Source organism: Pseudomonas sp. PICF141 (assembly GCF_002286815.1).
GTDB lineage: Bacteria > Pseudomonadota > Gammaproteobacteria > Pseudomonadales > Pseudomonadaceae > Aquipseudomonas.
In genome coordinates this window covers 32,280-50,376 of sequence record NZ_MUNM01000055.1, presented here as the reverse complement: position 1 = coordinate 50,376, position 18,097 = coordinate 32,280, and the positions used below count along the sequence as shown (strand labels likewise).

Genomic DNA, 18,097 nt, shown 5'->3' with positions numbered 1-18,097 from the left:
AACGCCCGGCAAGTCGTGCCCCATGGGGGTTCGGGAATTTTCACGGGTGCGCCATCAGGGTGCGAAATGTCACTCAACTGTTCAGACCAGTAAGACCGAACGACACCAGCAAAACCGTGGCCTGCGCCCCCCAAAAACCATTTTTGGCATGGCCCGTGCTCTGTCGATCCGCAGAAATCACTTCTCGCCGATCCGGAGATTTGCCATGACCCTGCGTTACAGCGCCCTCCTCGCCGCCTTGTTTGCCAGCCTGATGCTGAGCCAGGCACCCGCCCACGCCGACGGTCTGGAGGATGTGGTCAAGCGCGGCACCCTCAAAGTCGCCGTGCCCCAGGACTTCCCGCCGTTCGGTTCGGTCGGCCCGGACATGAAACCGCGCGGCCTCGATATTGACACCGCCAAACTGCTGGCCGACCAACTCAAGGTCAAACTCGAACTGACCCCGGTCAACAGCACCAACCGCATTCCGTTCCTGACCACCGGCAAAGTCGACCTGGTGATTTCCAGCCTCGGCAAGAACCCTGAGCGCGAAAAGGTCATCGACTTCTCCCGTGCCTACGCGCCGTTCTACCTCGCCGTATTCGGCCCGCCAGACGCCGCCATCAAGGGCCTGGACGATCTCAAAGGCAAAACCATCAGCGTCACCCGTGGCGCCATCGAAGACATCGAGCTGACCAAAGTCGCTCCTGAAGGCGCGACGATCAAACGCTTCGAAGACAACAACTCGACCATCGCCGCCTACCTCGCAGGGCAAGTCGACCTGATCGCCAGTGGCAACGTGGTGATGGTGGCGATCAGCGAGAAAAACCCGAAACGCGTGCCAGCCCTCAAGGTGAAGCTCAAGGATTCGCCGGTTTACGTCGGCGTGAACAAGAACGAGCCAGCGCTGCTGGGCAAGGTGAATGACATCCTCACCTCGGCCAAGGCTGACGGTGCGCTGGAAAAGAACTCGCAAACCTGGCTGAAAGAGCCGCTGCCGGCCGATCTCTGATCGTTCGCGGAGACGACTTATGGCTTATCAGTTCGATTTCTTGCCGGTGGTGGAAAACACCGATCTGCTGCTGCGCGGCGCGCTGTTCACCCTTGAGTTGACGGCCATTGGCGCGGTACTCGGAGTCGGTCTGGGTATCGTCGGGGCACTGGTGCGGGCGTGGAACATCCGCCCGTTCGCCGGCATTTTCGGGGTTTACGTCGAGTTGATCCGCAACACGCCATTCCTGGTGCAGTTGTTTTTCATCTTCTTCGGTTTGCCGTCGCTGGGCCTGCAGATTTCCGAATGGCAGGCGGCGGTGCTGGCGATGGTGATCAACCTTGGCGCCTATTCGACCGAGATCATCCGCGCCGGCATTCAAGCAATTCCGCGCGGGCAGCTGGAAGCCGCAGCCGCCCTGGCGATGACCCGCTTCGAAGCCTTCCGCCACGTGGTGCTGCTACCGGCGCTGGGCAAGGTCTGGCCGGCCCTGAGCAGCCAGATCATCATCGTGATGCTCGGCTCGGCGGTCTGTTCGCAGATCGCCACCGAAGAGCTGAGCTTCGCCGCCAACTTCATTCAATCGCGCAACTTCCGCGCCTTTGAAACCTATGCCCTGACCACACTGATCTACCTGTGTATGGCGCTGCTGATCCGCCAATTGCTGAACTGGATCGGCCGGCGCTACATAGCAAGGAGCAGCAGCCAATGAGCGATTTCACCTTCTGGGACATCCTGCGCAACCTGCTCACCGGCCTGCAATGGACCCTCGCGCTGTCGCTGGTGGCATTTATCGGCGGCGGGCTGATCGGTTTGTTGATCATGGTGATGCGGATTTCAAAAAAGTCCTTGCCCAGCCACTTCGCCCGCACCTACATCGAACTGTTCCAGGGCACGCCGCTGTTGATGCAGCTGTTTCTGGTGTTCTTCGGTGTGGCGCTGGCCGGTGTGGAGATTTCGCCGTGGATGGCCGCGGCGATAGCCTTGACGCTGTTCACCAGCGCCTATCTGGCGGAGATCTGGCGCGGTTGTGTCGATTCGATCCCCAATGGCCAGTGGGAAGCCTCCTCGAGCCTGGCGCTCAATCCGCTGGAGCAACTGCGTTACGTGATCCTGCCGCAAGCCTTGCGCATTGCCGTGGCGCCGACCGTGGGCTTCTCGGTGCAAGTGGTCAAAGGCACCGCCGTGACCTCGATCATCGGCTTCACCGAACTGACCAAGACCGGCGGCATGCTCGCCAACGCGACCTTCGAGCCCTTCATGGTCTACGGCCTGGTGGCGCTCGGTTACTTCCTGCTCTGCTACCCCTTGTCCCTCAGTGCGCGCTACCTGGAAAGGAGACTGCATGCCTCTGCTTAGAATTTCCGCCCTGCATAAATATTACGGCGACCATCATGTGCTCAAAGGCATCGACCTGAGTGTCGAGGAAGGCCAAGTGGTGGCGATCATCGGTCGCAGCGGCTCGGGCAAATCCACCTTGCTGCGCACCCTCAATGGCCTGGAATCGATCAATGACGGCGTGATCGAAGTTGATGGCGAATACCTCGACGCTGCCCGTGCCGACCTGCGTAGCTTGCGGCAGAAAGTCGGGATGGTGTTCCAGCAGTTCAATCTGTTCCCGCACCTCACTGTGGGCGAAAACGTCATGCTCGCGCCGCAAGTGGTGCAAAAAGTGCAGAAAGCCAAAGCCGCCGAACTGGCGCGGCACATGCTGGAACGGGTCGGGCTGGGGGAAAAGTTCGATGCCTTCCCCGACCGGCTGTCTGGTGGCCAGCAACAGCGGGTGGCGATTGCCCGGGCGCTGGCGATGTCGCCGAAGGTGCTGTTGTGCGATGAAATCACCTCGGCGCTGGACCCGGAACTGGTCAACGAAGTGCTGAGCGTGGTCCGGCAACTGGCCAGGGAGGGCATGACGCTGATCATGGTCACCCATGAAATGCGTTTTGCCCGCGAGGTGGGGGACAAATTGGTGTTCATGCACCAGGGCAAGGTGCATGAAGTGGGGGATCCGAAGGTGCTGTTCGCCAACCCGCAGACGACGGAGCTGGCGAATTTTATCGGGACGGTGGAAGCGGCAGGCTGAAGGAAACTTAGTGCCTTTGAGGCCGCCTTCGCGGGCAAGCCCGCTCCCACAGGGTTCTCTGCTGGAACGCGATCATGTGTTCGACGCAAAAACCTGTGGGAGCGGGCTTGCCCGCGAAGAGGTCATTCGCAACACCACGGATGCCCCGTGGTAAAAGATCGCAGCCTTCGACAGCGCCTACGCGTTGGCGGCAGCGTTTGATCGTGGCAGGATGTCGGGGTTATCGACCGAGACCCCCTGACCATGCCGCTATCCCAAGCCAAGAATCTGTCCCTGATCGCCGCAATCGACCTGGGCTCCAACAGCTTTCACATGGTCGTGGCCAAGGCCCAGAACGGCGAAATCCGGATTCTCGAGCGTCTCGGGGAAAAGGTTCAGCTGGCCGCCGGCATCGACGAAGAACGTCAACTCAGCGAAGAATCCATGCAGCGCGGGCTCGATTGCCTGAAGCGCTTCGCCCAACTGATCAGCGGTATGCCACCGGGCACCGTGCGGATCGTCGGCACCAACGCCCTGCGCGAAGCCCGTAACCGCGCCGAATTCATCCACCGCGCCGAAGAAATTCTTGGCCATCCGGTGGAAGTCATCTCGGGCCGTGAAGAAGCACGCCTGATTTACCTCGGCGTCTCCCACACCCTCGCCGATACGCCGGGCAAGCGCCTGGTGGCTGACATCGGTGGCGGCAGTACCGAATTCATCATCGGCCAGCGCTTCGAACCGCTGCTGCGCGAAAGCCTGCAAATGGGTTGCGTCAGTTATACCCAGCGCTATTTCAAGGATGGCAAGATTACCCCGGCCCGCTATGCCCAGGCATACACCGCGGCGCGGCTGGAGATCATGAGCATCGAACACGCCCTGCACCGCCTGACCTGGGATGAAGCCATCGGCTCCTCGGGCACCATTCGCGCCATTGGCCTGGCACTGAAGGCCGGCGGGCATGGCACGGGCGAAGTGAATGCCGAAGGCCTGGCCTGGCTCAAGCGCAAGCTGTTCAAACTCGGCGATGCCGAAAAAATCGATTTCGAAGGCATCAAGCCCGACCGTCGGGCAATCTTCCCCGCCGGGCTGGCAATTCTCGAAGCAATCTTCGACGCCCTCGAATTGCAACGCATGGACCACTGTGAAGGCGCCCTGCGCGAAGGCGTGCTCTACGACCTGTTGGGCCGTCATCATCATGAAGACGTGCGTGAGCGCACCCTCAGCTCGCTGATGGAGCGTTACCACGTTGACCTGGAGCAAGCCGCCCGGGTTGAACGCAAGGCGCTGCACGCCTTCGATCAGGTGGCCGTGGATTGGGAGCTGGATGACGGCGTCTGGCGTGAACTGCTGAGCTGGGCGGCCAAGGTCCATGAAGTGGGCCTGGACATCGCCCACTATCAGTACCACAAGCACGGCGCCTACCTGATCGAGCACTCGGACCTGGCCGGGTTCTCCCGCGAAGACCAGCAAATGCTTGCGCTACTGGTACGTGGCCACCGACGCAACATTCCCAAGGACAAGTTCGCCGAATTCGGCGACGACGGCATCAAGCTGATTCGCCTGTGCGTGCTACTGCGTTTTGCGATTCTGTTCCACCACATCCGCGGCACCCAGCAAATGCCTCAGGTCGTATTGCACGCCAACGGCCACAGCCTGGATGTGTTGTTCCCCGAACACTGGCTGGACGACAACCAGTTGACCCAGGCCGACTTCGCCCTCGAAGCGGAATGGCTGACCCGCGTCAGCTTCGTGCTTAACGTTCGTTGAAATTGAAAAAGGCCTTCTTCGGAAGGCCTTTTTTTGTGCCCGCGATTCAGCAGACGATGCAATCCCCATGTGGGAGCGGGCTTATGTGGCGAGGGGGCTTACCCCCGTTGGGTCGCGAAGCGGCCCCAGAATCTGCGCTCGTGGTGTATCGGGTACACCGCGTGCAATGTTCTACGACTGCTACGCAGCCGAACGGGGGCAAGCCCCCTCGCCACACAGGTTCTGCGCGTTAACGAACCGCCAGAATCGGGCTACCCAAACGCTCCAGCAAGGTGGCCTGGGCACTGCGCGGGTTCTGGTTGCCGGTCGGCGTATTGCGGATATAGCGACCGTCCGACTGCAGGCTCCAGCTGTGGGTGTTATCGGTGAGATAAAGCTCCAGCTCTTTCTTGACCCGCAATATCAGCTTCTTGCCCTCGACCGGGAAGCAAGTCTCGACGCGTTTGTCGAGGTTGCGCTCCATCCAGTCGGCGCTGGACAAGAACATCTGCTCTTCGCCGCCATTGAGGAAGTAAAAGACCCGGGTGTGTTCCAGGAAGCGGCCGATGATCGAGCGCACGTGGATGTTGTGGGACACGCCGGCGATGCCTGGGCGCAGGCAGCACATGCCGCGCACCACCAGATCGATACGCACCCCGGACTGGCTGGCCTTGTACAACGCGCGGATGACCTTCGGGTCGGTCAGCGAGTTGAACTTGGCGATGATGTGCGCCGGTTTGCCGTCTAGAGCGAATTGCATCTCCCGGGCAATCATGTCGAGCATGCCCTTCTTCAACGTGAACGGCGCGTGCAGCAGTTTCTTCATGCGCAGGGTCTTGCCCATGCCAATCAACTGGCTGAACAGTTTGCCGACGTCTTCGCACAAGGCATCGTCGGAAGTCAGCAGGCTGTAGTCGGTGTACAGACGGGCGTTGGCTGCGTGGTAGTTGCCGGTCCCCAAGTGGGCGTAACGGACAATTTCGCCCGCCTCGCGGCGTAAAATCAGCATCATCTTGGCGTGGGTCTTGAAGCCGACCACGCCGTAGATCACCACCGCGCCGGCCGCTTGCAGACGGCTGGCCAGTTGCAGGTTGGATTCTTCATCGAAGCGCGCGCGCAATTCGATTACCGCCGTCACTTCCTTGCCGTTGCGCGCAGCGTCCACCAGCGCGTCGACGATCTCGGAGTTGGCGCCGCTGCGATACAACGTCTGGCGAACCGCCAACACGTGCGGATCCTTGGCCGCCTGACGCAGCAAGTCGACCACCGGGGTGAACGACTCGAACGGGTGCAGCAGCAGAATGTCCTGCTTGCTGATCACGCTGAAAATGTTCTCGCTGTTTTGCAGCAGTTTCGGGATCTGCGGTGTGAACGGCGTGTATTGCAGCTCCGGATGACTGTCCAGGCCGGTGATGCTGAACAGCCGGGTCAGGTTGACCGGGCCGTTGACCTGGTACAGCTCGGTCTCATGCAGGTTGAACTGCTTGAGCAGGTAATCGGACAGGTGTTTGGGGCAGGTATCGGCCACTTCCAGACGCACCGCGTCACCGTAGCGACGGGAGAACAACTCACCGCGCAGGGCGCGAGCCAGGTCTTCGACATCTTCGGTGTCGACCGCGAGGTCGGCGTTTCGGGTCAGGCGGAACTGGTAGCAACCCTTGACCTTCATGCCCTGGAACAGGTCGTCGGCGTGGGCGTGGATCATCGACGACAGGAACACATAGTTGTCGCCGGGGCCGCCGACTTCTTCCGGCACCTTGATGATCCGCGGCAGCAGACGCGGTGCCGGGATAATCGCCAGACCGGAGTCGCGACCGAAGGCGTCGATGCCTTCGAGCTCGACGATGAAGTTCAGGCTCTTGTTCACCAGCAACGGAAACGGGTGCGTCGGGTCGAGGCCGATCGGGGTGATGATCGGCGCGATCTCGTCGCGGAAATAACGTCGAACCCAAGTCTTGAGCTTGGTGGTCCAGTAACGGCGACGGATGAAGCGGACCTGATGTTTTTCCAGTTCCGGCAACAGAATGTCATTGAGGATCGCATACTGACGATCGACGTGGCCGTGCACCAGTTCACTGATGCGAGCCAGGGCCTGGTGCGGTTGCAGGCCATCGGCGCCAGCCTGTTCGCGAGCGAAGGTGATCTGCTTCTTCAGGCCGGCCACACGAATCTCGAAGAACTCGTCCAGGTTGCTGGAGAAAATCAGCAAAAACTTCAGCCGCTCCAGCAATGGGTAGGACTCATCAAGCGCCTGCTCCAGCACGCGGATGTTGAACTGCAGTTGCGAGAGCTCACGATGGATGTACAGGCTGCTGTCATCCAGGCCGGGAATGGCAATCGCTGGCGCCGCCGCAACAACAGGCTCGGCCACCACCGCGGGAGGAGCAGGCTCCAGCTCCGGCGGGGTTTCGGCGATTGGCTCCACCACAGGTTGAGCGTCTTTTACGGCAACTTCAGTGAGTCCTTCGGTATTCATCGAATGTTCCTGGGAGGGCTATTTTTGCTCTCGTAACAATTGAGCAGCACGGACGGCAAAGTAAGTCAGGATGCCATCAGCGCCTGCACGTTTAAAAGCGGTCAGGGATTCGAGGATAACCCCTTCGCTCAACCAGCCATTCTGGATCGCTGCCATGTGCATGGCGTATTCGCCGCTGACCTGATAGACAAAGGTCGGCACTTTGAATTCTTCCTTGACCCGGCAAAGGATATCCAGATACGGCATGCCTGGCTTGACCATGACCATGTCCGCACCTTCTGACAAGTCCGCCGCCACTTCGTGCAGGGCTTCGTTGCTGTTGGCCGGGTCCATCTGATAGGAGGCCTTGTTGGCCTTGCCCAGGTTCAGCGCCGAACCCACCGCATCGCGGAACGGGCCGTAGTAGGCGCTGGCGTATTTGGCCGAGTAAGCCATGATCCGCACGTTGACGTGACCGGCCAGCTCCAGCGCTTCGCGGATCGCCTGAATGCGCCCGTCCATCATGTCCGAAGGCGCCACCACCTGAGCGCCGGCTTCGGCGTGGGACAGGGCCTGTTTAACCAGCGCGTCGACGGTAATGTCGTTCTGCACATAGCCTTCTTCATCAAGAATGCCGTCTTGACCGTGGGTGGTAAACGGGTCCAGAGCGACGTCGGTGATCACCCCCAGTTCCGGGAATCGGTCACGCAGCGCTCGGGTGGCGCGCTGGGCGATGCCGTCAGGATTCCAGGCTTCGGCGGCGTCCAGGGATTTGAGCTCCGGCGGCGTTACCGGGAACAATGCCAGGGCCGGAATTCCCAGGTCGACCCACTTGGCCGCTTCTTCCAGCAACAGGTCGATGGTCAGGCGCTCGACGCCCGGCATCGATGCCACCGCTTCGCGACGGTTTTCACCGTCCAGCACGAACACCGGCAGGATCAGGTCATCGACGGTCAGTACGTTTTCACGGACCAGTCGACGCGAGAAATCATCACGACGATTACGACGCAGGCGGGTTGCAGGAAACAAACGATTGGCGGGGGTAAAACTCACGGCAGACTCCTGAGCCCGCGCTGGCGGGCGAGCGTGACAGTTATAAGCGGCCATTATGACGAACGGATGACAGTTGTGCTTCAGCACGCCGCATTCCATTGTCCCTGTAGGAAATGTTCACGTCGAGACACATTTTGACACTTTCCTGAATGTGTCCGAGGGGTTAGGCTGCGCGTTCATTTCGCCAGCACCCAGACAATGCTCCAACAATTTCTTCAGGAATTCGGCTACTTCGCCCTCTTTCTCGGCACGTTCTTCGAAGGCGAAACCATCCTGGTGCTCGCAGGCTTCCTTGCGTTCCGTGGATACATGGACATCAAAGTGGTGATGCTCGTGGCATTCCTCGGCAGCTATGCCGGCGATCAGCTGTGGTACTTCCTGGGACGCAAGCACGGGCGCAAATTGCTGGCGCGCAAACCGCGCTGGCAACTGATGGGCGATCGGGCGCTGGAACATATCCGCAAGCATCCGGATATCTGGGTGCTGAGCTTTCGCTTTGTCTATGGACTGCGCACCGTGATGCCGGTGGCGATCGGTCTGTCGGGCTATCCGCCGGGACGTTATCTGCTGCTCAACGGGATTGGCGCAGCCATCTGGGCCGCCGCGCTGGCGTCCGCCGCTTATCACTTTGGCGCAGTGCTCGAAGGCATGCTCGGTAGCGTCAAGAAGTATGAGCTGTGGGTGCTGGGCGCCCTGCTGGTATTGGGCTTTTTCCTGTGGCTGCGCCGGCGCTTCAAGAATGCCCGTCTGGCGAAGCAGATCTATGCCGACGAGCAAGCGTTGAAAGCCGAACAGGCCAAATCCAGCGAGCCTACGACGCCCATCGAGTGAAGCGGTTTGTGCAACAGTAGAGACCGATTCCGCTGAGCAGGCTGTAACTGAGCAGCCCCACCCAGCCCGCCGCGCCTCCCATTACATGGGCCGGCCATAACCCGACCATTGGCGCCAGCCATACCAGCGGCAGGTTTGACGCCAGCCGCAACAGCTCCAGCTTCAATGCCTGCGGGCGATTTTCCAGGGCCATGCCCAACACAAACAACCCCAGCGCCACGGCGCCCCAGCCCAACACCAAGGCTGCGGTGGGCAGACTGTGCTCCAGGTTCATCAAGTAACTGCCCAAGGCGATGTAGACGCAAAATTGCAGCGCCACATACCACTGCTGGCGTCCGTCGAGTGGAACCTCGAATTTGCGGAACTGGCTAAGGTCCGGTTTGTTCATCGGGTACTTGGCCGCCACATCCGCCGGCCGCCAACCGGTGCGCATGAACCAGATCCGCAGTTTGTCCCATCTGCTTTCTGCGCGCCGGGCGTCATCCCACAGCTGCACATAGAACTGCACGTTCGCCCACAACGGATTCCAGCTCGCCAGCGGCGTGGTCACGCCGAAAATCACCGGTTCGTTGTCATCCTCTTCCTGGAACGAGCCAAATAGACGGTCCCAAATAATGAACACCCCGCCGTAGTTGCGATCCATGTAAAGAGCGTTCTGTGCATGGTGAGCCCGATGATTGGACGGCGTGACGAAGCACCATTCGAACCAGCCAAGCTTGGGAATGTGCCGGGTATGCACCCAGAATTGGTACAGCAGATTCAGCGCCGCAACGCTGACGAACACCACCAGCGGCACGCCGAGCACGGCCATGGGCAGGTAGAAAATCCAGCTCAACAGGAACCCGGTGCTGGTCTGGCGCAAGGCCGTGGAGAGGTTGTACTCCTCGCTCTGATGATGCACCGAGTGCGCGGCCCAGAGGATGTTGCGTTCGTGGCCCATGCGGTGCAGCCAGTAGTAGCAGAAGTCGTAGAAAACGAAAGCGAACACCCAGACCCAGACGCTGTCGGCCGACAGCTCGATCACGGCCAGATGCTTCAGGGCGAAAGCATAAGTCACCAGGCCGACGCCTTTGGTAAGCAGGCCCGTGGTAGTCGACAGCACACCCGTGCTGAGGCTGTTGATCGCGTCTGCCAAGCGGTAATTGCTCACTGCGCGCCAACGGTCAGCCAGCAACTCGACTGCAATCAGCACAAAGAAAAACGGCACCGCATACAGAATGAAGTCCATGACGCGCCCTGATCAGAATCGTTCAGCAGAGATTAGGTGTAGCCGCGTATTAACCCTATGGCAACGAATGACAAATTAGTGGACATTTAACGCCATGAATCTGGAGAAAAGCCCATGAGCAAAAAAATTGCAGTGATCCTTTCCGGCTGCGGCGTGTACGACGGCGCCGAGATCCACGAAAGCGTGATCACCCTGCTGCGGCTGGACCAGCGCGGTGCCCAGGTGCAGTGTTTCGCACCCGATATCGCGCAATTGCATGTGATCAACCACCTGACTGGCGAAGAAATGCCCGAGGCGCGCAACGTGCTGGTGGAATCGGCACGGATCGCCCGAGGCAACATCAAGGATATCCGTGAAGCCAGCGTCGAAGATTTCGATGCGCTGATCATTCCCGGCGGATTCGGATCAGCCAAGAATCTGTCGAACTTTGCCGTCGAAGGTGCCGGATGCAGCGTTCAGCCTGATGTGCTGGCGTTGACCGAAGCGTTCGCCGAAGCCGGCAAACCGGTGGGCCTGATCTGCATCTCGCCGGCGCTGGCGGCCAAGATCTACGGCCCAGGCGTGACCTGCACCATCGGCAACGATGCCGATACAGCCGCCGCGATGAGTAAAATGGGCGCCACCCATGCCGAGTGCGCGGTGACCGACATCGTCGAAGACAAGGCGCGCAAACTGGTAAGCACGCCGGCGTACATGCTGGCCCAATCGATCAGCGAGGCCGCTTCTGGCATCAATAAACTGGTCGACCGCGTGCTGGAACTGACCCACGAGAACGACGAGTAAAGAAGCAAGATCAAAAGATCGCAGGCTTCGCCAGCTCCTACATGGACCGTGACCGACGCAAATTACAGGTTTATGCGAATCCTGTAGGAGCTGCCGAAGGCTGCGATCTTTTCAGGCTTTGCGCGATAACCGCGTGAGTATCCGGTCCAGCGCATTGGCGAACGCCTGCTTCTCACGGTCGCCAAACGGCGCCGGTCCGCCGCTCATCTGGCCTTGCTCGCGCAGATCGGTGAACAGGTTACGCACCGCCAGTCGATCGCCCATGTTCTGCGCATCGAACTCCTTGCCCCGTGGGTCCAGCGCCGCGACGCCCTTCTTTACCAGCCGATCCGCCAGCGGTACATCGCTGCAAATCACCAGCTCACCCGGCGTCGCGTGTTCCACCAGGTAATCGTCGGCGGCATCCGGGCCGCTGGGCACCACGATCAGTTTCACCAAGGCGAGGCCCGGTTTGATCTGTGGCTGACCGGCCACCAGCACCACTTCGAACTGGCGCTTGAGGGCGAACTTCACCACCAGATCCTTGGCTGCCCGAGGGCAAGCGTCGGCATCGATCCACACGCGCATAGCGTTTCCTCTATTGAAAAGCATCGCGGGCAAGCCCGCTCCCACAAGGTTAGCGCTTAACCTGTGGGAGCGAGGCTTGCCCGCGAATATGAGCGCAGCGAATGCTTTTAAGAAACCTGCATCCGCCGCTTCTCGGCCATTCGGCTACGGCTGTACAACACAATGATCGCAATGATCGCCACAGCCTGAGCACTCAGCGAATACGCATCAGCGTGGATCCCCAGCCAGTCGAAGTCAAAGAATGGTACCGGCCGCGTGCCGAAGATCCCGGCTTCCTGCAATGCCTTCACGCCATGGCCGGCAAACACCACCGACAACGCGCAGAGCAAACCGGCATTGATGCCGAAGAACAACGCCAGCGGCAGTTTCGCCGAGCCGCGCAGAATCACCCACGCCAGACCAATCAGCAATACCAGCGCCGTCGCTCCGCCCGCCATTACGGCGTTGTGCCCTGCCGGCCCGGCTTGCAGCCACAGGGTTTCGTAAAACAGGATCACTTCGAACAGCTCGCGATACACCGAGAAGAACGCCAGGATTGCAAAGCCGAAACGCCCGCCGCCGCTCACCAGGCTGCTCTTGATGTAATCCTGCCAGGCCGCTGCGTGGCGGCGGTCGTGCATCCACACGCCGAGCCAGAGCACCATGACACTGGCAAACAACGCCGTCGCACCTTCCAGCAATTCACGTTGCGCGCCGCTGACGTCGATCACATACGCCGCCACTGCCCAGGTCGCCAGCCCGGCCAGCAGTGCCAGGCCCCAGCCGATGTTGACGCTGCGCACCGCCGATTGCTGGCCGGTATTGCGCAGGAAGGCGAGAATCGCCGCGAGCACCAGAATCGCTTCCAGACCTTCGCGCAGCAAAATCAACAGACCGGAAATGTAGCTCAGCGACCAGCTCAAGCCATCACTGCCTAGCAGGCCAGCGGACTCTTTCAACTTGGCTTTGGCCGCTTCCAGACGCTGCTCGGCCTGGGCCACCGGCAAGCCGTCCTGCAACGACTGACGGTACGCCATGAGGGATTTTTCGGTGTCTTTGCGCACGTTGGCGTCGACGTTGTCCAGCGAGCTTTCAACCAGCTCGAAGCCTTCCAGGTACGCCGCTACCGACAAGTCATAAGCCTGATCGTGATCGCCGGCGCGGTAGGCTGCGATGCTCTTGTCCAGGGTGGCGGCCGTGTAATCAAGCAACTGCCCCGGCCCACGCTTGACCTGCGGCGGTTGCGCCCGTTGTGCACGGAAGGTAGCGGCTGCTTGCGGGCCTTCGGCGGCCAGCACTTCGGCTGGTGTCTGACGCGCGAGGTCGGCGATGTTGTAGGTTTTCCCGGATGTGGCCGCAGCCGGATCGGCGCTGAAGCTGGCGATGTAGGTTGCCAGGTCCCAACGTTGACGATCATCCAGTTGATCGGCGAAGGCCGGCATGTCGGTGCCTTCGACCCCCATGCCCAGCGTGTTGTAGATCCCATAGAGGCTCAGACGGTCCAGTCGCACGGCATCACGCAGATTGGCCGGCGGCGGCGTCATGCCGACGCCCGCCGGGCCGTCACCGGCCCCCGCATCGCCATGGCATACCGAACATTGCTGGGCATACAGCGGCGCACCGCGAGTCGGGTCGGGGGTAATGACCGGGGCCTGGCTGACCTCATAGGTCACCGCCAGTCTGGCCCCCAGCTGACGCGCCTGACGGGCAACATCCGCGCCATTCTTGCGTGCAGCGATGGCAGTGCCAAGGCTGTCGACGCCCTGCTCCAGCTCTGCGCGCTCGGGTTTGGCCGGCAAATCGGCGATCAAACCTTGCAGCACTTTGAGGAATTCCTGTTGTTCGCGGTACTCAGGTTCATCGATGACGTTGCCCGCCTCCACCGTCGCCGGGTAATCGGCGCCGATGTAATCGAGCAAATGCAAGGCCTTGGGCGCACCTTCTGCGGTTTCGGCCAGCGTATTGAAGCTGCAGAACGCAATCATCGGCAGCACAAGCCACGCCAGAAAACGAGAGGAAGCAGTCATGAATAACTCTCAAATGGAAATACGAAGTAACACATTGTTCACTTCGAATGAGTTTCACTCAAGCTTTGTTGGAATTTCCTGGGAAAGCGCTGTGGTGTTCGGCCTGAAATAAGTGATGGCACATCGCGGAAATTTGCAATTAAAAAGCCATTACATGGCCAGCATCCCTGTTTATAATGCCGCGCCTTCGTTATTGCGATATGGCATTTAAGCTCCTTTTTTTATGAGGAATTGGCAGGAGGCCAACAGCCCTGCCGATGGGTCCCAACAGCCCGACCAGCACGCGGCTGCTTAATTCAGGGAAGACGTACCCCTTATGGCATTCCATGCCCCCACCTTGATCGCGCTCAGCGCTGTCACCTTGCTTTGCGGCTGCTCGGCCTTTCGTAACTACGATTCGGAACTTGCACAAACCAACCAGCAACTGGCCTCCGGCAACGTCGACGCCGCCTTGACCCTGCTGGAAAAGAACAACACCAGCAAAGACAAAGACCTGCTCTATTACTTCGAGAAAGGTGAATTGCTGCGCGCCAAGGGCGACTTGTCCGGCAGCCAGAACGCCTGGTCCAGTGCCGATCAGGTGGTGGGTAAGTGGGAAGACTCGGTCAAGCTCGACACCGACAAATACCTGGCTCAGTTCGGCAGCTTCCTGGTCAACGATAAAGTGCGTCGCTACGAAGGCTACGATTACGAAAAAGTCATGCTGACCACGCAGATGGCCCTCAACCTGCTGGCGGTGAATGACTTCGATGGCGCGCGCACGGCGATCAAGAAGACTCACGAGCGTGAAGCGGTGATTGCCGACCTGCGTGACAAGGAATACCTCAAGAGCGAAGAGCAAGCCGAGAAACAAGGCGTCAAAACCCAGTACAAGGATTTGCAGGGTTACCCGGTGGCCAGCCTCGATGCGCCGGAAGTGGTCAGCCTGAAAAACAGCTACCAGAGCGCGTTCAGCCATTATCTGGCCGGCTTCGTCTATGAAGCCCTGGGCGAGAAAGATCTGGCGGCACCAGGTTATCGCAAGGCCGCCGAGCTGCGTCCGAACACGCCGCTGCTGGAGCAGGCGCTGGTGAATCTCGACAAACCCGCCAAGAACGAGGACAGCGACATCCTGATCGTGGTGCAAAGCGGTCTGGCGCCGTCCCGTGATTCGATCCGCATTCCGCTGCCGTTGCCGATCAGCAATAACGTGGTGATTACGCCGCTGTCATTCCCGATCATCAAGCCGGACACCTCCACCGCCGTGTTTGCCCAAATCGGCGTGGACGGTCAGCAGTTGGACCTGACCCCACTCAACAGCACCACTGCCATGTCCCGTCGCGCGCTGCGTGATGACATGCCAGGCATCATCCTGCGCACTACCGTGCGGGCGATCACTCGTGGCGTGGCACAGAAGCAGATCAACGAAACCAACCCGCTGGCGGGTCTTGCGGTCGGCATCACTTCAGCCGTACTCGAAGGCGCCGATACCCGTACGTGGCGCACGCTGCCGGACAACACTCAGGTGGTGCGGCTGCGTTTGAAGAAAGGCGAGCACAGCGTCACGTTGCCGAGCGCCGTGGGTGGCTCGGTGGTCAAGGTCACCGTCGATCAGCGCTTTCAGGTCATCACCCTGCGCGCCGTGGGCAATCACGTGTTCGCCAGCGTCCTGGCTGCGCATGTGATCCCGAGCGCCAACCCGACCGCCGTGGCCAGCCTCAAACAACCTTAAGAACGGAGTCTTTGCATGCGTTTCAAATTCATCGCTGTCGTCGCCCTGGCCTTGCTGGCCGGCTGCGCCACCCCGCCACCGCCAGAGCCAGGCAGCGCGGCCAGCAAGGTCGTGACCATGGGCAAGCTCAAGAGCGTCGTGGTCGGCGCCATGCGCGTGGCCCGGGAAAACGGCTTCATGACGGTCAATGCGCAGCTGAGTAACACCAGCTACAACAACAAGACCTTCTACTACCGCTTTGCCTGGCTCGGCCCTGAAGGTTTTCCGGTTGCCGAAGAGGAAACCTGGAAAAGCCAGATGATGTATGGCGAGCAGACCAGTTTTATCCAGGCCATTGCCCCGACCGCCAAAGCCGTGGATTTCCGTCTCGAAATCAAAACGCCTTAAGCCCGACACCCTATTCGTTCAGTTCTAGAGAGCATTCCCATGTTTGCACGCTTTTCGTTCATCGCCTTCATCGCCCTGCTGGCCAGCGGTTGCGCCAACACTTCGCCGACGCTTGGCAACAAAAACATCAGCTACGGCGACACCAAGGCCGTGGAAACCGTGACCAACGAATTCGGTTCCACTGATCTGCAGATGATCGCTGAATCCATGACCCGCTCCCTGGCCCAGTCCGGCATCTTGCAAGGCCGCCCGGTGGTTCAGGTCTACGACGTGAAGAACAAGACCAGCGAGTACATCGATACCCGCGAAATCACCACCAGCATCAAGACTCAACTGATGAAGTCCGGCACTGCCCGCTTCGCCAGCGACAACACCGCCATGCAAAGCCAGGTCGACCAGCTCAAGCTGCAAAACCAGAGCGGTTTGTACAAGAAAAGCACCGTGGCCAAGACGGGCAACATGATCGCCGCCCAATACCGTCTTGAAGGTTCGATCAGCTCGATCGTCAAGCGCAGCAGCGATTACAAGGACGTCTTCTACAAATTCAGCCTGCAGTTGATCGACGTTGAAAGCGGCCTGGCCGAGTGGATGGACGAAAAAGAGATCCGCAAGACCACGGAGCGTTAATCGATGCGCGCATGGATTGGCATGATGGCCCTGGCTTGCGCGTTCAGCGTGCAAGCGGCCCCGAAAGTCGCGGTGACGGATCTGGCGTATCAGGAGCGGGTGGAGCAATACATCCACATCGTTTCGGCACAGAGCAACCACAGCCAGAGTTATTACGGCGCCAGCGGCTCTTCGAGTTACAACGAGATCGAAGCGACCAGCAGCTACATCGAGCAAGGCGAGCTGCGTAAATTCACCGGCGACATCAAGGGCGAGATTCTGCGCACCGGCATGTTCCAACTGGTGCAAGGCACGCCTTACACAGCATCGTCCAAAGGTGATGTGTATGACGTGATCAAGCGGATCAAGGCCGGCAGCTTCAAGGGTGCCGACTACGTGCTGTTCGGCACCGTGTCGGACATCGATTTCACCCGCGACATGAACGAGCTGGCCAATACCGACAGTTATTCGGCGGTGCTGGGGCTGACGTTGGTGGCGGACTTCAGCCTGATCAACACCAAGACGTTTGAAATCACCTCGGCGTTCACAGCGATGGGCGAAGGTCAGGACACCAAACTGGTGAATGGCCGGGACATCAGGATTTCGCTGAACCGCCCACGGGTGGTACGTGATGTGTCCAAGGCGCTGGGTGAGGACGTGGCTGCGCAACTGAGCCAACAGCTCGGTGGCGATGGTGGCTACGAGCAGCCGAGGCAAGCGCCGCTGCGCAATAACCTGCCGCAGGATACGGCGCCGGTGATTTTGCACTGACCTCAGGTTGGCTTTCTGTGGCGAGGGGGCTTTGTGGCGAGGGAGCTTGCTCCCGTTCTGATCGTTCCCACGCCCCGCGTGGGAATGCAGCCAGGGACGCTCTGCGTCCCAAAGAGCCGAACGCGAAGCGTCCGTTGAGGCATTCCCACGCAGAGCATGGGAACGATCAGGCGACCTGAAGAGGTCGCCTTTTTTGTGCCTGACGGTCTATGCCGCCGCTTTGCGCAGGGTCGCCATGAACGCCGCCGCGCCAATGAACAATCCGGCAAAAGTCCGGTTCATGCGTTGTTGCTGCTTGGGTGTGCGCAGCAAACGCAGCACCTTGGCCGCCAGCCCGGTGTAGCCGGCCATGACGATCAGGTCGACGCCGATCATGGTCACGCCGAGAATCAGGTACTGGGCCACCAGCGGCGCGTGAGGGTCGATGAATTGCGGCAGCACCGCAAGCATGAACACCAAGGCCTTGGGGTTGCTGATGTTCACCAGAAAGCCCCGGAACACCAGCGCCATCGGCTTGCCGATCTGTCGGATGGCGGCATCGTCGCTCATGTCATTGGGCAGCGCGCGCCATTGCTTGACCGCGAGGTAGACCAAGTAAGCCACGCCAAACCATTTGATCGCATAAAAAGCCGTGGCCGAAGCCGCGAGGATCGCCCCCACACCGGCCGCGACAATCGCGATCTGCAAGGCCAGGCCCAGTTGCAGGCCCAGAGCATTCCAGTAGCCGCGCCAGAAACCGTAGCGCAAACCGCTGGACATCGACGCAATGGCGCCGGCACCGGGTGAAAGACTGATCACCCAGCAGGCGGCAAAAAAAGCCAGCCATGTTTGAAGCACCATCGCACACCTCGATTCAGACTCGTGACAGACACCTAAACTAATGCGCCTTCGGGCCGATGACTACCGATTTTTTGTGGGATA

The 18,097-nt window shown here is 60.0% G+C and carries 17 protein-coding genes; 11 read left to right on the top strand and 6 right to left on the bottom strand.

What is annotated here, in order from left to right; genetic code table 11:
* Positions 1 to 205: 205 nt before the first annotated feature.
* The 5 genes from BZL43_RS15585 to ppx all read left to right on the top strand — a co-directional run bounded on the left by BZL43_RS15585 (position 206) and on the right by ppx (position 4,799).
* Entirely contained in the window at positions 206 to 991 is a 786-nt protein-coding gene (locus BZL43_RS15585) for a transporter substrate-binding domain-containing protein (RefSeq protein ID WP_095633143.1), read from the top strand.
* A 19-nt stretch (positions 992 to 1,010) separates the two neighbouring features.
* Complete coding sequence (locus tag BZL43_RS15580; protein ID WP_008076077.1) at positions 1,011 to 1,682, top strand: amino acid ABC transporter permease; 672 nt, start codon at positions 1,011 to 1,013, stop codon at positions 1,680 to 1,682.
* Positions 1,679 to 2,329: an amino acid ABC transporter permease gene (locus BZL43_RS15575; RefSeq protein ID WP_007899375.1), complete on the top strand. Its 651-nt coding sequence runs from the start codon at positions 1,679 to 1,681 to the stop codon at positions 2,327 to 2,329. The genes BZL43_RS15580 and BZL43_RS15575 overlap by 4 nt, the downstream gene beginning before the upstream one ends.
* Complete coding sequence (locus tag BZL43_RS15570; RefSeq protein WP_095633142.1) at positions 2,316 to 3,053, top strand: amino acid ABC transporter ATP-binding protein; 738 nt, start codon at positions 2,316 to 2,318, stop codon at positions 3,051 to 3,053. The genes BZL43_RS15575 and BZL43_RS15570 overlap by 14 nt, the downstream gene beginning before the upstream one ends.
* A 243-nt stretch (positions 3,054 to 3,296) precedes the next feature.
* Entirely contained in the window at positions 3,297 to 4,799 is a 1,503-nt protein-coding gene (gene ppx, locus BZL43_RS15565) for an exopolyphosphatase (protein ID WP_095633141.1), read from the top strand.
* Between the two features lie 229 nt (positions 4,800 to 5,028).
* Here ppx and ppk1 read toward each other — a convergent pair whose 3' ends face one another.
* Entirely contained in the window at positions 5,029 to 7,254 is a 2,226-nt protein-coding gene (gene ppk1, locus BZL43_RS15555) for a polyphosphate kinase 1 (RefSeq protein WP_095633139.1), read from the bottom strand.
* Positions 7,255 to 7,272: 18 nt separating this feature from the next.
* Positions 7,273 to 8,286: a porphobilinogen synthase gene (hemB, locus tag BZL43_RS15550; protein ID WP_095633138.1), complete on the bottom strand. Its 1,014-nt coding sequence runs from the start codon at positions 8,284 to 8,286 to the stop codon at positions 7,273 to 7,275.
* A gap of 198 nt (positions 8,287 to 8,484) precedes the next feature.
* On the opposite strand from hemB, the gene BZL43_RS15545 reads away from it, so the two are divergent.
* A complete protein-coding gene (locus BZL43_RS15545; protein WP_095633137.1) occupies positions 8,485 to 9,117 on the top strand; it encodes a DedA family protein in 633 nt (210 codons plus the stop codon).
* On the opposite strand, the gene BZL43_RS15540 is transcribed toward BZL43_RS15545, so the two are convergent.
* Entirely contained in the window at positions 9,098 to 10,345 is a 1,248-nt protein-coding gene (locus BZL43_RS15540; RefSeq protein WP_095633136.1) for a sterol desaturase family protein, read from the bottom strand. The two genes, BZL43_RS15545 and BZL43_RS15540, sit on opposite strands and share 20 nt — an antisense overlap.
* A gap of 114 nt (positions 10,346 to 10,459) precedes the next feature.
* Between BZL43_RS15540 and elbB the strand changes: the two genes are divergently transcribed.
* A complete protein-coding gene (gene elbB, locus BZL43_RS15535) occupies positions 10,460 to 11,128 on the top strand; it encodes an isoprenoid biosynthesis glyoxalase ElbB (protein ID WP_095633135.1) in 669 nt (222 codons plus the stop codon).
* Positions 11,129 to 11,239: 111 nt separating this feature from the next.
* Here elbB and BZL43_RS15530 read toward each other — a convergent pair whose 3' ends face one another.
* Together BZL43_RS15530 and BZL43_RS15525 are read right to left on the bottom strand one after the other, a co-directional pair.
* Positions 11,240 to 11,695, bottom strand: coding sequence for a YaiI/YqxD family protein (locus tag BZL43_RS15530; protein ID WP_095633134.1), 456 nt, complete (start codon positions 11,693 to 11,695; stop codon positions 11,240 to 11,242).
* A gap of 107 nt (positions 11,696 to 11,802) precedes the next feature.
* Positions 11,803 to 13,701: an FTR1 family protein gene (locus BZL43_RS15525; RefSeq protein ID WP_095633133.1), complete on the bottom strand. Its 1,899-nt coding sequence runs from the start codon at positions 13,699 to 13,701 to the stop codon at positions 11,803 to 11,805.
* 316 nt (positions 13,702 to 14,017) lie between these two features.
* Between BZL43_RS15525 and BZL43_RS15520 the strand changes: the two genes are divergently transcribed.
* The 4 genes from BZL43_RS15520 to BZL43_RS15505 are packed head-to-tail and all read left to right on the top strand — an operon-like array spanning position 14,018 to position 17,176.
* Positions 14,018 to 15,412, top strand: coding sequence for a COG3014 family protein (locus BZL43_RS15520; RefSeq protein ID WP_095633132.1), 1,395 nt, complete (start codon positions 14,018 to 14,020; stop codon positions 15,410 to 15,412).
* Positions 15,413 to 15,427: 15 nt separating this feature from the next.
* A complete protein-coding gene (locus tag BZL43_RS15515) occupies positions 15,428 to 15,799 on the top strand; it encodes a YcfL family protein (RefSeq protein WP_095633131.1) in 372 nt (123 codons plus the stop codon).
* A 39-nt stretch (positions 15,800 to 15,838) separates the two neighbouring features.
* On the top strand, positions 15,839 to 16,426 hold the full coding sequence (gene lpoB / locus BZL43_RS15510; RefSeq protein ID WP_095633130.1) for a penicillin-binding protein activator LpoB: 588 nt from the start codon (positions 15,839 to 15,841) through the stop codon (positions 16,424 to 16,426).
* Positions 16,427 to 16,429: 3 nt separating this feature from the next.
* Positions 16,430 to 17,176 (top strand): penicillin-binding protein activator LpoB, encoded by a 747-nt coding sequence (locus BZL43_RS15505; protein WP_095633129.1) that lies wholly within the window; start codon positions 16,430 to 16,432, stop codon positions 17,174 to 17,176.
* A 207-nt stretch (positions 17,177 to 17,383) separates the two neighbouring features.
* Here the strand turns inward: BZL43_RS15505 and BZL43_RS15500 are convergent, their stop codons facing one another.
* The gene (locus BZL43_RS15500; RefSeq protein ID WP_095633128.1) at positions 17,384 to 18,016 is read right to left on the bottom strand and encodes a LysE family transporter; all 633 of its coding nucleotides are present in this window, start codon (positions 18,014 to 18,016) and stop codon (positions 17,384 to 17,386) included.
* Positions 18,017 to 18,097: the final 81 nt, after the last annotated feature.

Excerpts from the sequence above, each read along its gene's own strand:
- BZL43_RS15585 (WP_095633143.1), top strand. The coding sequence starts at position 206 with ATGACCCTGCGTTACAGCGCCCTCCTCGCCGCCTTGTTTGCCAGCCTG.
- BZL43_RS15580 (WP_008076077.1), top strand. The coding sequence starts at position 1,011 with ATGGCTTATCAGTTCGATTTCTTGCCGGTGGTGGAAAACACCGATCTG.
- BZL43_RS15575 (WP_007899375.1), top strand. The coding sequence starts at position 1,679 with ATGAGCGATTTCACCTTCTGGGACATCCTGCGCAACCTGCTCACCGGC.
- BZL43_RS15570 (WP_095633142.1), top strand. The coding sequence starts at position 2,316 with ATGCCTCTGCTTAGAATTTCCGCCCTGCATAAATATTACGGCGACCAT.
- ppx (WP_095633141.1), top strand. The coding sequence starts at position 3,297 with ATGCCGCTATCCCAAGCCAAGAATCTGTCCCTGATCGCCGCAATCGAC.
- ppk1 (WP_095633139.1), bottom strand. The coding sequence starts at position 7,254 with ATGAATACCGAAGGACTCACTGAAGTTGCCGTAAAAGACGCTCAACCT.
- BZL43_RS15545 (WP_095633137.1), top strand. The coding sequence starts at position 8,485 with ATGCTCCAACAATTTCTTCAGGAATTCGGCTACTTCGCCCTCTTTCTC.
- BZL43_RS15540 (WP_095633136.1), bottom strand. The coding sequence starts at position 10,345 with ATGGACTTCATTCTGTATGCGGTGCCGTTTTTCTTTGTGCTGATTGCA.
- elbB (WP_095633135.1), top strand. The coding sequence starts at position 10,460 with ATGAGCAAAAAAATTGCAGTGATCCTTTCCGGCTGCGGCGTGTACGAC.
- BZL43_RS15530 (WP_095633134.1), bottom strand. The coding sequence starts at position 11,695 with ATGCGCGTGTGGATCGATGCCGACGCTTGCCCTCGGGCAGCCAAGGAT.
- BZL43_RS15525 (WP_095633133.1), bottom strand. The coding sequence starts at position 13,701 with ATGACTGCTTCCTCTCGTTTTCTGGCGTGGCTTGTGCTGCCGATGATT.
- BZL43_RS15520 (WP_095633132.1), top strand. The coding sequence starts at position 14,018 with ATGGCATTCCATGCCCCCACCTTGATCGCGCTCAGCGCTGTCACCTTG.
- BZL43_RS15515 (WP_095633131.1), top strand. The coding sequence starts at position 15,428 with ATGCGTTTCAAATTCATCGCTGTCGTCGCCCTGGCCTTGCTGGCCGGC.
- lpoB (WP_095633130.1), top strand. The coding sequence starts at position 15,839 with ATGTTTGCACGCTTTTCGTTCATCGCCTTCATCGCCCTGCTGGCCAGC.
- BZL43_RS15505 (WP_095633129.1), top strand. The coding sequence starts at position 16,430 with ATGCGCGCATGGATTGGCATGATGGCCCTGGCTTGCGCGTTCAGCGTG.
- BZL43_RS15500 (WP_095633128.1), bottom strand. The coding sequence starts at position 18,016 with ATGGTGCTTCAAACATGGCTGGCTTTTTTTGCCGCCTGCTGGGTGATC.